General features: G+C 51.5%; 15 protein-coding genes. 11 read left to right on the plus strand and 4 right to left on the minus strand.

Translation table 11 applies throughout. The annotated features are described in order from the left end of the window. The 8 genes from KOO62_11390 to mce all read left to right on the plus strand — a co-directional run. On the plus strand, positions 1-512 hold a 512-nt coding region (locus KOO62_11390), incomplete at its 5' end, for an acyl-CoA dehydrogenase (protein ID MBU8934592.1). A 62-nt stretch (positions 513-574) separates the two neighbouring features. Then, on the plus strand, positions 575-1345 hold the full coding sequence (locus KOO62_11395; protein MBU8934593.1) for an MBL fold metallo-hydrolase: 771 nt from the start codon (positions 575-577) through the stop codon (positions 1343-1345). Between the two features lie 227 nt (positions 1346-1572). Then, positions 1573-3123: an acyl-CoA carboxylase subunit beta gene (locus KOO62_11400; protein MBU8934594.1), complete on the plus strand. Its 1551-nt coding sequence runs from the start codon at positions 1573-1575 to the stop codon at positions 3121-3123. Between the two features lie 2 nt (positions 3124-3125). After that, entirely contained in the window at positions 3126-4649 is a 1524-nt protein-coding gene (gene accC / locus KOO62_11405) for an acetyl-CoA carboxylase biotin carboxylase subunit (protein MBU8934595.1), read from the plus strand. Beyond that, complete coding sequence (locus tag KOO62_11410; protein MBU8934596.1) at positions 4649-5161, plus strand: acetyl-CoA carboxylase biotin carboxyl carrier protein subunit; 513 nt, start codon at positions 4649-4651, stop codon at positions 5159-5161. Before accC ends, KOO62_11410 begins: the two co-directional genes overlap by 1 nt. After that, entirely contained in the window at positions 5162-6739 is a 1578-nt protein-coding gene (locus KOO62_11415; protein MBU8934597.1) for a methylmalonyl-CoA mutase, read from the plus strand. Further along, positions 6717-7238 carry a hypothetical protein gene (locus KOO62_11420; GenBank protein MBU8934598.1) on the plus strand — a complete coding sequence of 174 codons (522 nt, stop codon included), beginning with the start codon at positions 6717-6719 and terminating at the stop codon, positions 7236-7238. Before KOO62_11415 ends, KOO62_11420 begins: the two co-directional genes overlap by 23 nt. Before the next feature lie 8 nt (positions 7239-7246). Next, positions 7247-7678, plus strand: coding sequence for a methylmalonyl-CoA epimerase (gene mce / locus KOO62_11425; GenBank protein ID MBU8934599.1), 432 nt, complete (start codon positions 7247-7249; stop codon positions 7676-7678). A 33-nt stretch (positions 7679-7711) separates the two neighbouring features. On the opposite strand, the gene KOO62_11430 is transcribed toward mce, so the two are convergent. The 4 genes from KOO62_11430 to KOO62_11445 all read right to left on the minus strand — a co-directional run bounded on the left by KOO62_11430 (position 7712) and on the right by KOO62_11445 (position 9768). Then, the gene (locus KOO62_11430) at positions 7712-8041 is read right to left on the minus strand and encodes a BlaI/MecI/CopY family transcriptional regulator (protein ID MBU8934600.1); all 330 of its coding nucleotides are present in this window, start codon (positions 8039-8041) and stop codon (positions 7712-7714) included. Continuing rightward, positions 8031-8195: a hypothetical protein gene (locus KOO62_11435; protein MBU8934601.1), complete on the minus strand. Its 165-nt coding sequence runs from the start codon at positions 8193-8195 to the stop codon at positions 8031-8033. Before KOO62_11435 ends, KOO62_11430 begins: the two co-directional genes overlap by 11 nt. 104 nt (positions 8196-8299) lie before the next feature. Beyond that, a complete protein-coding gene (locus KOO62_11440) occupies positions 8300-8830 on the minus strand; it encodes a GAF domain-containing protein (protein MBU8934602.1) in 531 nt (176 codons plus the stop codon). Then, positions 8770-9768, minus strand: coding sequence for a hypothetical protein (locus tag KOO62_11445; GenBank protein MBU8934603.1), 999 nt, complete (start codon positions 9766-9768; stop codon positions 8770-8772). The genes KOO62_11440 and KOO62_11445 overlap by 61 nt, the downstream gene beginning before the upstream one ends. A 216-nt stretch (positions 9769-9984) precedes the next feature. Here KOO62_11445 and KOO62_11450 point away from each other — a divergent pair, with 216 nt between their 5' ends. From KOO62_11450 to KOO62_11460, 3 genes are all read left to right on the plus strand, one after another. Beyond that, complete coding sequence (locus KOO62_11450) at positions 9985-11388, plus strand: sigma-54 dependent transcriptional regulator (GenBank protein MBU8934604.1); 1404 nt, start codon at positions 9985-9987, stop codon at positions 11386-11388. 79 nt (positions 11389-11467) lie between these two features. Next, on the plus strand, positions 11468-11896 hold the full coding sequence (locus tag KOO62_11455) for a prepilin-type N-terminal cleavage/methylation domain-containing protein (GenBank protein ID MBU8934605.1): 429 nt from the start codon (positions 11468-11470) through the stop codon (positions 11894-11896). Positions 11897-12237: 341 nt separating this feature from the next. Then, the gene (locus tag KOO62_11460; protein MBU8934606.1) at positions 12238-12642 is read left to right on the plus strand and encodes a prepilin-type N-terminal cleavage/methylation domain-containing protein; all 405 of its coding nucleotides are present in this window, start codon (positions 12238-12240) and stop codon (positions 12640-12642) included. The last annotated feature ends 150 nt before the right edge of the window (positions 12643-12792 follow it).

Below are 12792 nucleotides of genomic sequence, written 5' to 3' on the forward strand. Positions count from 1 at the left end.
TCACCATAGAGAATGTTAAAGCCCCGACGGAGAACCAGTTGGGTGACACCGGCAAAGGTTTTAGAATCGCCATGAACACCCTCGACGGTGCCCGCATCGGTGTTGCCGCCCAGTCTACCGGGATTTCGCAGAGAGCCTTGGATGAGTCGATCAAGTATGCTAAAAACCGGGTGGCCTTCGATGCCCCAATTGCCAAACTGCAAGCGATCCGGTGGATGATCGCTGACATGGCCACACGGACGGAAGCAGCCCGACTAATGACCTACAAAGCGGCCAAGCTACAGGATGATGGTCAGCCTTATTCCATGGAAGCGGCCCAGGCCAAAATGTATTCCTCCGAAGTGGCCAACTTCTGTGTTGATCGAGCCATGCAGATTCATTCCGGTTACGGATACATCGGTGAGTTCTCGGTAATCGAGAAATTGTATCGCGATCAGCGAGTTACCGAAATCTACGAAGGCACCAACGAGGTTCAACGTCTCGTGATCGCGGGTGCCGTCATCGGTCGATGAAACTCGGTGAGTTTGAAATTGACTCCTTCGTCGAGCATAAATTTCGGCTCGACGGAGGAAGTATGTTTGGGGTAATTCCCAAACGAATGTGGAACCGGCTCATTCCGGCTGATGAGAACAATCTTGTTCCGATGGTCACCAATCTGTTTGTTCTTCGGGCGCACGGGAAGGTGATGGTATTCGATATCGGTATCGGAGACACGCTGTCTGACATGGAGAAAAAAATCTACGGTATCGAAGGAAACTCGATGCTCGAATCCGGTCTGCAAGGACTGGGTTTGTCGGTCGAAGATATCGATGTTCTGATTTTGACTCATCTACATACGGATCACGCTGGAGGAGCAGTCAGGAAAGAAGGCGATGCCTTCGTGCCGCGTTTCCCGAATGCGAAGTGTTTTATTAGTCGTCAGGAATGGGCCGATGCGCTCAATCCGAATGAACGCACAGGAGCGGTGTATATCCCGGCGCGTTATCAGGCACTGGAGGAAGCCGGCCAGGTCGAGTTGATTGATCCCGATGTGGAACTGTTCCCCGGTATTCGGGCAGTACATACAGGCGGACACACGGATGGACATTTCGGGCTACAGATCGAGTCACAAGGCAACAAGCTCTGGTACTATGCCGATATTTTCTGCACCTCGGTCCATATGGCGGTACCGTTTGTTCCGGCGACGGACCTGTATCCGTTGGACACAATGGAAGCAAAGCGGCGAGCATTGCCGGAGATTGTCAACGATAGTGTAATCGTGGCGTTTGACCATGATGTCAACATGCCCTTTGGGCGCGTCACGCAGGAGGGAAGAAAGGTGAAGGTAGAAGCGTTTGATGGTTGAACACCGACATTGTGCGCCGGACGATTTATATCACCCTTCGACTCCGCTCACAGGCACCGCCTGGAGGGGTGACGAGGCAAGGCTTCCTGTCGCCCTCGTCTGGGTGCCCCACAGCTTGCTGTGGGATCCGTCCCTGTGCGAAAATGGCTGGGTGACCCACAGCTTGCTGTGGGATCTGTCCACGGTGAATGCGACAGAAGAACTAAAGGAAGGTCATACTCGTAGCCATGTCATTTGAAGACAAACTAAACCAACTGGAGCAGATGCGAGCCAAGGCCCGTTTGGGTGGTGGCGAGAAACGCATTGAGGCCCAACACAAGAAGGGCAAACTGACCGCTCGCGAGCGAATCGAACTACTGGTCGATCCCCGATCGTTCGAGGAGTTCGATATGTTTGTCACCCATCGATCATCGGATTTCGGGCTGGACAAACAGCGTATCCTCGGCGACGGCGTCGTTACCGGCTGCGGCAAGGTCAACGGACGACTGGTGTATGTTTTCTCCCAGGATTTTACTGTTTTCGGCGGCTCACTTTCGGAGGCTCACGCCGAGAAGATCTGCAAAATCATGGATATGGCCATGAAAGTTGGTGCCCCTGTGATCGGCCTCAACGATTCTGGCGGGGCACGTATTCAAGAGGGCGTCGTATCGCTGGGTGGCTATGCCGACATCTTCCTGCGCAACACCCTTGCCTCGGGCGTAGTGCCGCAACTGTCGGCTGTGCTTGGTCCCTGTGCCGGGGGAGCTGTCTACAGCCCGGCTATTACCGATTTCGTTTTGATGACCAAGGGAACGTCGTACATGTTCGTGACGGGTCCGAATGTTGTCAAGACGGTTACGCACGAAGTGGTCACATCCGAGGAACTCGGCGGTGCCATGACCCATGCCTCTAAATCCGGCGTAGCGCATTTTGCCTGTGAGAATGAGGCGGATGTTATTGCCAAGCTCAAGCGTCTCCTGGGCTATATGCCCCAGAACAACTGCGAAGAGCCGCCCTGGGAAGAATGCAACGACCCGCTCGACCGCGAAGATGCAGACCTTAATCGCATCGTGCCGGAGAATCCCAATCAGCCATACGATATCAAAGAAGTCATCGAACATATTATGGACCAGGGATCATTTCTTGAGGTCCATGCCGATTTTGCCGAGAACATTGTAGTTGGTTTCGCTCGCCTGGGCGGTCGGTCAATCGGCATCATTGCCAATCAACCCGCGGTGTTGGCAGGTGTGCTCGATATCAACTCATCGGCTAAAGGAGCGCGATTTATTCGATTCTGCGACGCTTTCAATATTCCGATTCTGACTTTCGAAGATGTCCCCGGTTTCCTACCCGGTACCGATCAGGAACATGGCGGTATAATCAAGGAAGGTGCCAAGCTGTTGTTTGCCTACTGCGAGGCGACCGTGCCCAAGGTGACGGTGATAACCCGTAAGGCATATGGCGGGGCGTATGATGTTATGAACAGCAAACACGTTCGTGGTGATATGAACTATGCCTGGCCAACGGCGGAAATTGCAGTGATGGGCTCACAAGGAGCGGTCGAGATTATTTTCAGGAAGGACATTGCCGAGGCCAAAGATGCCGAGGCGGAACTGAAACGTCTGACCGATGATTACCGCGAGAAATTTGCCAATCCGTTCGCCGCCGCGGCGCGCGGGTATGTTGATGATGTCATCGAACCAAAGACAACTCGACCGCGACTGATACGGGCGTTCGAAATGCTGGAAACGAAAAAGGACACCAACCCCGCCAAGAAGCACGGGAATATTCCGCTATAGTTATGACCCAAAAGATAAACAAAATCCTCGTCGCCAACAGGGGCGAAATTGCAGTCAGAGTGATGCGCGCTTGCCGTGACCTCGATATTTCGTCGGTAGCCGTTTTTTCCGATTGCGACCAGACGGCCTACCATGTTCGCATGGCTGATGAGGCATACAATATCGGTCCTGCCCCCTCGACCGAGAGCTACCTGAATCAGAATAACATCATCGACGTTGCCAAACAATGCGGCGCGGATGCGATTCACCCCGGCTATGGTTTCCTTGCCGAGAATGCCGAGTTCGCTCAACGGTGTATTGACGAAGGTTTAATATTCATCGGACCGAAACCGGAGACGATCCGCGACCTGGGGGACAAACTGGTGGCCCGTAAGATGGCCATCAACGCCAACCTGCCCATCACACCCGGAGCACGACTGGAAGGGAAGAAGTCTGCCGAGATAGGCAAGCTTGCCGAAGAGATCGGCTATCCTGTTCTGGTTAAGGCAGCCGCAGGTGGAGGTGGCAAGGGGATGCGCGTCGTGGAATCACCGGAGTTGCTTGACGAGGCGTTGGAGACTGCGGCGCGTGAGGCCAAATCCGCTTTCGGCGACGGTCGAGTATACATGGAAAAATATCTCACCCGTCCTCGTCATATCGAAATCCAGATTCTCTGTGATCAGCACAACAACGCCATTCATCTTTGTGAACGGGAATGCTCAATACAACGGCGGCACCAGAAAGTAATCGAGGAATCGCCCTCGCCTTTGATGACTCCTGAGCTTCGCGAAAAGATGGGTTCAGCGGCAGTCAGTATCGCTCTCGAAAGTGGATATGTTGGTGCGGGGACCGTTGAGTTTCTCGTCGACGAGGACATGTCTTTCTATTTTCTGGAAGTTAACACACGGCTTCAGGTTGAACATCCGGTCACGGAAATGGTTACTGGTCTTGATCTCGTCAAGGAACAGATCGCCGTTGCCGAAGGCAGCAAGCTGCCTTTCGAGCAGGATGACATTTCATTATCGGGTCATGCCATTGAGTGCCGCATCTATGCAGAGAATCCCGAAGAGGGTTTTATGCCCAGCACCGGCACACTGAAAAACTACCGTCTCCCTTCAGGGCCGGGAGTGCGGGTAGATTCCGGCGTTGTCATTTTCAACGAAATTCCGATCTACTACGACCCCATGATTGCCAAGATGATCGTGTGGGGACGGAATCGCGAGGAGGCTATCGCCCGCACCAAACGCGCTCTGGAGGAATACCGAATATCGGGCGTCAAGACGACTATCGGTTTCCATAGAGTAGTGATGGACAATGCGAAGTTTGTTGCCGGGGATATTTCAACGAATTTCCTTCATGAGGAATATCCCGACAACAACTACACACCGCTTGATGACAACCTGCGCGAGAAAGCAGCAATTGCGGCTGCATTGGAAACGTATATTAGAGAGCGCAAGATTGCAGTCAGCTCCGGAAGTGAGCGGAGACATTCCAACTGGAATGCGATTCACCGTCGTAGTCTCAAACATTTCGGAGGGAGTCGATAATGCGCCGCTATATGGTCAGCGTCGATGGCAAGGATTTCGATATCGAAATCAAGTATCGCTCCGAAAAATATTATCTCACTTGTAATGGGCGAAAGATCGAAACAGTCACGAATCTATTGGGCGAGAGTCGTGCCTTGTTACTCATAGACGGCGAATCTCATGAAGTAGATGTTCGATCGAATGGTTACGATACATCCCGTACTGTTTTCATGAAGGGGATGGAAATCCCAGTATCAATCGAAGACTACAACTTGGCCCAACTGCGGAAAGCGGCGGGGATGTCATCTGGCGTAACGGTTGCCAAAATCCTCAAAGCGGCTATGCCCGGGCTTGTCCTGGAAGTGAAAGTCCAATCGGGTGATGAGGTCACAAAAGGGCAGCCGTTGATCGTTCTGGAGGCAATGAAGATGGAGAATATCATCAAAGCTCAAGGGAAGGGCACTGTCAAAGCCGTTCATGTCGAGAGTGGTGGGGCGGTGGAAAAGGGTGATTCATTGCTGGAGTTTGAATAGGTGGCAGAGGAGATCAGGGAAACAACGTCGGGGATTGAAATCCCTGTCACCGTCACTGGCGACAACGTCCCGGTCGATAGGGCTGTGCCGTCACACGCCGGGAAATATCCGTACACGCGCGGTGTCTATCCCAGCATGTATCGCGGGCGTCTCTGGACGATGCGCCAGTACGCCGGCTTTGGTACCGCCACCGAGACCAATCGTCGTTTCAAGTATCTTCTGGAAAAAGGCCAAACCGGCCTGTCAGTCGCTTTTGATCTGGCCACCCAGATAGGGTACGATTCGGATCATCCGATGGCGGCGGGCGAAGTAGGCCGCACCGGGGTCGCTATTGACTCACTTAAGGATATGGAAACATTGTTTAAGGGCATCCCATTAGACAAGGTCTCCACCTCGATGACGATCAACTCCACCGCCGTTATTCTACTGGCGATGTATATCGCTGTTGGTAAAAAACAGGGGGTACCGCCCGACAAGTTGATGGGGACGATCCAAAACGATGTTCTCAAGGAATTCATCGCACGCGGCACTTATATCCTGCCTCCGGGACCGTCGATGAAAATCGTCACCGACATCTTCGAATACGCCCACAAACATCTACCTCGTTATAATACGATTTCGATTTCAGGTTATCATATCCGTGAGGCCGGTGCGACGGCAGTACAGGAGATCGCGTTTACATTATCCGACGCCATTGCCTACGTAGAAGCGGCTCTGGCGGCTGGGCTGGATATAGATCAATTCGCACCTCGCCTGTCTTTTTTCTTCGCGGCTCACAATGATCTGTTTGAGGAAGTAGCCAAGTTCCGAGCGGCGCGTACGATCTGGGCAGAAATTGTCAAAGAGAAATTCGGAGCCAGGAATGACAAATCGATGCTTCTGCGTTTTCATGCCCAGACTGGCGGTTCAACTTTGACCGCTCAGCAGCCTGAGAACAACATTGTCCGAACTACTGTGCAGGCTTTGGCGGCGGTATTGGGTGGCACACAGTCATTGCATACAAATTCGTTTGACGAAGCACTGGCTTTGCCCACTGAGCATTCGGCGGAGATCGCTTTGCGGACTCAGCAGTTGCTTGCATTCGAATCCGGTACAGCCAACACTGTGGACCCTCTGGCCGGATCCTACTATGTGGAATATCTTACGACCGAACTCCGACGAAAAACACAGGCGCTAATGACAGAGATTGATCGCCGTGGTGGATCGGTCAGTTGTATCGAGAGCGGATATTTCCGTGACGAGATTGCCCGTTCTGCGTATGAACACCAGAAGCGAATTGAGGCCGACAAGGCTGTGGTTGTCGGTGTGAACCGATTTGTCTCCGAGAATGTCGAGATTCCGAGCATTCTGAAAGTCGATCCGCATCTTGAGCAGGATCAGGTGCGTTCCCTTGGTGAGTTGCGCCAAACACGAGATCAAGAAATGGTACACAACTGTTTGCAGAAGATTGCTGAAGCCGCCGATAGGGGAGACAACGTCGTTAGTCCGGTCGTCGAGGCAGTTGAGCAATATGCTACTGTTGGAGAAATATCTAATGTCTTTAGGAAGGTGTGGGGTGAACATGTCGATTGTCGTTAGGTTATTCCTCATTGTTGGTGTCATTAGTCTGGTCCTGTTGGGCTGTAGTTCGGAAAACGAGACCGAAGAGACGGTCTCAGTGGCGGAAAGTACACTATCTCCCCAAGATGCTGAATTGGCGGCGATACTCAATGACGCCCTGGTTCGCCTGTCGTACGAGGACAAGAGCGGTCTGTACGAACTGGAGTTCGATTACTTCCTCGACGAATACGACTTCGATCATTATGTCAAGCGTGGCGATATCATGTGGATTCACATGGATTCGTTGGATCATCTGGCGGTTCACAGTATCGTGCATTTCGATGATGATTCGGCCCATGCCCAGGTAGAATATGTATTCAATAGCGCCGCCGGGGGGCAGAGCCGGTTGCCCGACAAGTTTACAATCTACCGAAGCAATGGTCGCTGGGTAAAGCCAGCCATCACCACGCTGCGTCTTCAAGGAGATTACGACCGTACCATTCGGGAAGCTGAAGCGGCGGCCAGCGAGGAGAACTGAGAAATTCCGTGTGTTCAAATAGTCTCATTTCTCATGTGGGTATTGCCGTAGCCGACTTCGAGGAGGCTGTGGAGCGGTATCGAATTCTGACCGGCGACAGGCAGCCACATATTGTGGAGGTGACCGACCAACAGGTCAAGGTGGCTATATTCTCAACGAATGACAGTGCGATTGAGAGCATTGAGGGACGTATCGAACTGGTGTCACCGATTTCTGAAAAAAGTCCCGTGGCCAGATTCTTGAAGAAGAAGGGGGAGGGGCTGCATCATATTTGTATCTTTGTGGACAATCTCGAAGAGAAGCTGACCGAACTCAAGGCTTCCGGTATACGACTCATCGACGAATTCCCGCGAATAGGAGCTGAAGGAAACCGGATTGCTTTTGTTCATCCCGCCGGTATGAATGGTGTTCTGATCGAGTTGGAGGAACGCCTGCGCTAAGGCCTTGCCTCACCTGATGCTGCGCTAACTATCCTATGTATCCACGAAATTTCGTTTGAGGCAGGATTGTACTATGTTTGCCTTGGCCCGAAGAAACGCCTCCCGGCTGACGACAGGCTGGTAAACAAAACTACGCCCTGATCGCCGTCGGGACAAAAGGCTTTTGGTAGTCAGGTTCCCCAGAACCGTCATTACAGTCGTGTAGGCTCGCGGTGTCTTGTTGCCTAAGAACACCAAAGCCAGCTTGACCGTAATCTCATTCTTGCTCCAGGCGATTTCCATCAGGGCAGCTTCGGTCGGTCCCAGAAAAATAGCCGGACCGGATGCCTCGGGATCAAAATAGAACGATTTCTTATTGGCCATGTTTGTCGCGGCTTCGGTGCTTCAGGACGATCGAAATCCCCAGCGCCATAAGCGCCAGTGGCCAAAAATATTCCCATAAGTCGCCAGGGAGATATCCCATCCGATCCAGAAGCATAAGCAGGCCAAACAAAACCATCAACGCACCGAAAAACATAAACATCCTCCATCAGTTGTGTTTGAGAAGATAGTCATCGACGAGCGTGTGAGAAAGCTTGAAAAACGGTTGTTACCGGCTGCTTCTGAAATCTGGGCGAAGTCTTAACGCCTAGTCGCAGACGCCAGCCGATCCACTATGATTGTAGCGATCTCCTCCAGCATCTTGCGGTCGTCATCGGTGAAGTTGGCCGGGCGATTGGAATCAATATCAATTTCCCCGATACACTCATCTTCCTCCAAAAGAGGTACAACAATCTCGGATCTCGTTGTCAGCGAGCAGGCGAGGAAGCGCGGGTCGGCATTAACATCATCAACGATGACACTTCTTTTCTGTGAGGCTGCTGCGCCGCAAATACCGGAGTTGAGTTCAATGTGGGTATGGGGCGTTTCCGGACCGACGTAAGGACCTATCTCCAGGGTACTGCCCCGTAACATATAGAAGCCGGTCCAGTTGAAATCTTCGGAGAAATTGTCGATTAGTTCTGCCGCTGTGCGAAGGATATCGGTTTCGTTATCCTTGGTGGCGATCTGATCCCTTATTGTCTGGATCAATTTAGGACGTCGGTCGCTTGTCACAGACTCTCCCTGATAGCATGAAGGTTGGCGATTGGTACCTCTGGAGGGATGGCGCATCCAGGACCTACAATGAACCGCGCCGAACTATGTTCTCTTTTCAGTTGATTGAGGCGGCGGACGACCTCATCCGGTGATCCGTGCCATAACCAACTCTCATGGGCAACCCCGCCTACTACCGGTCGTTGGCCTAATAACTCGGACCCTTCGGCAATGGACAGGTTTGTCTCATCCAAGCAGTCCCAGTTGTACAGTTGACATCGGTAATCAATATCGGCCAGCCGGGATAGATAGTTGTTGGAGTCACAAACGTGCAAAAGGTTTATTGCGTCCTCATCGGTAGCTTCAATTACCGCCAGATCATAGGGAATACCAAACTCTTGATATTCGTTCCAGGTGATCAAATCGCTTGAGGCCCACTGGCAGGTAGCATAAAATAGCCCATCGGCTCCGGCGTTCCGAAGTTCGGTGGCATAGGCAGAGAAAGTTTCTGTGATAGCTTTCAAAGCTCGATGAACACGCGCTGGTTCGTTCCGGAGATGTTCCACGAGGAGTTGTCGATCAGGTACCATCCGTCCGGCTATCGACAGAGGTGTGAATACGGTCATCAGGATCGGCACCTCTTTGCCCAGTCCCTTACGTACCAACGAGACCATTTGTAGGTGCTCGGCCAGAGAGGGGGCATTGAGACCATTGACGCCAATTTTATCCCAGTCTTCGATTTGCTGTATCGGGAATGACACTTTACGGTGCTTCTTGAACTCATTGTGCGACCATTCGAGGGCCAAGCCCCAGTCCTCGACATGGAAATCAGCCCGAGGATTGACTTTGACGAAGTCCCAATCGAGCTCCTTCTGGAATCCGATCATAGCCTCCGCCGTCCCTGCGGCGTAATGCTCCTGGTGGAAGAAATGTCGCCAGAATGAGGCCGCAAACCTGTCCGGTTTCTCTCCGGCGATTATCATCTCAATTCGTTCTCGGTGCGAGTACTTATCCATATTTCTCTCCGATCTGGATATCCAAGCTATCCAACAACATAAGAGATGACAGTGTCAGTCGTCAATCAGAAAGGGTTTGGTGATTTCTCACGACTCGGACCTCTGTCTGTTTAATGTCTGAGCATTGTTGATCCGGTTACTCCAGACAGGTGCGGGACTGCCGAATATATGATTGATACATCTTGTCTCGCAAAATGCAAAACTATGGATATAGCGATGTTGACCCGTATACTAGTGATAGATGATGAAGACTCTATGTGTAGCTTCATGGAGATCATGCTCACTAAAGAAGGCTATGAAGTCGATACGGCCAACTCTGGCCGGGAGGGGCTGTCATATATAGAGGATCATGGCTATGACCTTGTGATTGCTGATTTGAATATGCCTGAGATGACCGGTATCGATGTTCTTCGTGAGGCTCGAGATTTGCGGAAGGATCAGGACTTTGTCGTGATGACCGCGTATGCCTCGGTTGATACGGCCATTGAGGCGATGAAGCAGGGTGCTGTCGACTACATTACCAAACCGTTCAAAGTTGACGAAATCAAGCTGGTGATCGAAAAGTGCATCAGCCGACGGAGCTTGGTCAAAGAGAACACGAGCTTGAAAAAACAGCTCCAAAGTAACAGCTCATTTGATAACTTCATTGGATCATCGGAAACAATCATCGCTCTCAAAAAACTGGCTGGACGGGTAGCTTCTTCGGATGCTACCGTCCTGATCCGAGGTGAGTCAGGTACCGGTAAGGACCTGATTGCCAGAGCCATACATAGCCATTCCCCCCGAGGCAACGGTCCGTTTATTACGATCAATTGCGCCGCCCTCCCCGAGAACTTGCTCGAATCCGAACTATTTGGGCACAAAAAAGGAGCCTTCACGGGTGCCATCAGGGACAAAGACGGGTTGTTCAAGGTTGCCGACGGAGGAACCTTCTTTCTTGACGAAGTTGGGAACACCTCGATAAACATCCAGGTGAAGCTGCTGCGCGTTCTGGAAGATCGGATGATTACTCCTGTGGGCGACACCAAACCGATCAACGTCGATGTTCGCTTGATTGCCGCTACCAATGCCAATCTCGAAGAAGAAGTGAAAGCCAAACGATTCCGAGCAGACCTGTTCTATCGCCTCAATGTTATCCCTGTACAAATCCCCCCCTTGCGAGAACGACGGGAAGATATCGATCTGCTGGCAAGCCACTTTGTCTCGAAGTACTGCCGCAAATTGGATTTGGCTATCAAGAACATAGATGAAGACGCGATGGAAATTCTTCGGAGCTATCACTGGCCCGGGAATGTCAGGGAACTGGAAAACACGATTGAGCGGGCTGTTCTTCTTAGCCGTTCAGATAGGTTGGGACCGGATGATTTCCCTGAGCGCGTGCAAACCTCCGGGGACGTCGAACTTGTAGCGGAAAAATCCCCGGCCAATCCTACTCTCGAATCGATCGAGAAAGCCTACATCCATTTTGTTATGAGCCAGACCGGAGGAAAGAAGGCTGAGGCGGCCCGGATTCTCGGCATAGATACTTCAACCCTCTATAGAAAAATAGACCGGTACGATTTAACGGATTTCCCGAGCCGCAAGGCTACTGGCAGGAAAAAGACCAGCAGTGGGAAATAGCCACTTTTTGAACAGTGGAACGGTATGAGACTTGCAATAGCAGTAGCCTGAAGGAATCTGAAGTAAGGAGAGGACCATTATGATAGCCAGATATCGATCGGAGCGTGGATTCACATTAATCGAACTGATGATTGTAGTCGTCATCATAGGCATACTTGCTGCCCTGGCGATTCCTCGTTTTATGCAGGCTACGGTCAAGACCAAGCAGAGCGAGGCCAAGGCTATTCTCAAGCAGATATATGTCAACCAGCGAACATATCGTCAGCAGTCGATGGGTAATGCCTATTATCAACCGGGAGGACAAGCCTCAGCAGGGGATCCCAACGCGTTTGGAGAAATATGGATAGAGATCCAACCTCACGCCCGCTACACCTTCACTATCAACGTTGCGGGAGCCGGATTCACTGCCACGGCTACCGCCAATCTTGATGAGGATGCTACTATTGATACCTGGACAGTTGATGAGACGGGAGCTATTGCCTGTGCCATTAGCGATGTCACTGGATAAAATAGCTCCATTACTGAATTTGAGACCCGCTTTGCCGCGGGTCTTTTTTTTATCCTGAACGAATCGTTCTTTCCTGAATTGGGGGCCATAAGATCATTGCAGGATGCAATGATCTTGGCAGAATACACTGTTGGCTATGAGGGACGTCTGGAGCAGAAGATGAGCACTTTGAGGGTAACTTCACTTGATATTGGTAAGCTGTTGGTTGGCGGGCCAATACGAACGCTCCAAGCTGTTCAAAAAAAGACAGGGTCAAGGTATAATCTTTGCGATTAAGAATGCCGAAAGCAAGAAAGTAAGCCAACTGTTAAGAGTTAGTCTCAAGCCTGTAGGAGGTTCAAATGTTCTCAAAGTTTCACAGTCGCAAGGGTTTTACACTGATCGAGCTGATGATTGTGGTCGTCATCATTGGTATTCTGGCCGCTCTCGCTATCCCGCGTTTTATGCAAGCTACAGTGAAGTCCAAGCAGTCTGAAGCCAAGGGTATTCTGAAGCAGATCTACACCATGGAACGCACCTATCGTCAGGAAAACGGAGCCTACCTGGCCTGTGCTGACGCTGCTGCTCTTCTCGGTATTGGTGTGGAAGTTCCAACCACGGCGATCTATACATATAGTGTAGCAACCGCCGGTAATGGTTTCACGGGCACGGGGGTCGCGAACCTGGATGACGATGCCACGGTTGATACCTGGACGATTGATGAGGATGGTCTGCTGCAATGCACTATTGACGACGTCACGACCTAAGAATTGGTCCATCTCTTCAAGAGAAAAAGCGCCCCAACCCTGGGGCGCTTTTTTTATACAGTAGTCCCTTTCTCTCCGTAGGTTAGGAGGCTTGTCCTCCTGACGAAGAAGTCAGCCGCAAGGATTCTGACTTACAATTGACCGTCAAGC

Source organism: Candidatus Zixiibacteriota bacterium (assembly GCA_019038695.1).
Classification (GTDB): domain Bacteria; phylum Zixibacteria; class MSB-5A5; order GN15; family FEB-12; genus B120-G9.

What these genes read in the sequence shown, in the direction of transcription:
- KOO62_11460 (MBU8934606.1), top strand. Translation starts at nt 12,238, where the DNA reads ATGTTCTCAAAGTTTCACAGTCGCAAGGGTTTTACACTGATCGAGCTG.
- KOO62_11440 (MBU8934602.1), bottom strand. Translation starts at nt 8,830, where the DNA reads ATGCGCCATCCCTCCAGAGGTACCAATCGCCAACCTTCATGCTATCAG.
- KOO62_11410 (MBU8934596.1), top strand. Translation starts at nt 4,649, where the DNA reads ATGCGCCGCTATATGGTCAGCGTCGATGGCAAGGATTTCGATATCGAA.
- KOO62_11455 (MBU8934605.1), top strand. Translation starts at nt 11,468, where the DNA reads ATGATAGCCAGATATCGATCGGAGCGTGGATTCACATTAATCGAACTG.
- KOO62_11400 (MBU8934594.1), top strand. Translation starts at nt 1,573, where the DNA reads ATGTCATTTGAAGACAAACTAAACCAACTGGAGCAGATGCGAGCCAAG.
- KOO62_11430 (MBU8934600.1), bottom strand. Translation starts at nt 8,041, where the DNA reads ATGGCCAATAAGAAATCGTTCTATTTTGATCCCGAGGCATCCGGTCCG.
- accC (MBU8934595.1), top strand. Translation starts at nt 3,126, where the DNA reads ATGACCCAAAAGATAAACAAAATCCTCGTCGCCAACAGGGGCGAAATT.
- KOO62_11395 (MBU8934593.1), top strand. Translation starts at nt 575, where the DNA reads ATGTTTGGGGTAATTCCCAAACGAATGTGGAACCGGCTCATTCCGGCT.
- KOO62_11445 (MBU8934603.1), bottom strand. Translation starts at nt 9,768, where the DNA reads ATGGATAAGTACTCGCACCGAGAACGAATTGAGATGATAATCGCCGGA.
- KOO62_11435 (MBU8934601.1), bottom strand. Translation starts at nt 8,195, where the DNA reads ATGTTTTTCGGTGCGTTGATGGTTTTGTTTGGCCTGCTTATGCTTCTG.
- KOO62_11450 (MBU8934604.1), top strand. Translation starts at nt 9,985, where the DNA reads ATGTTGACCCGTATACTAGTGATAGATGATGAAGACTCTATGTGTAGC.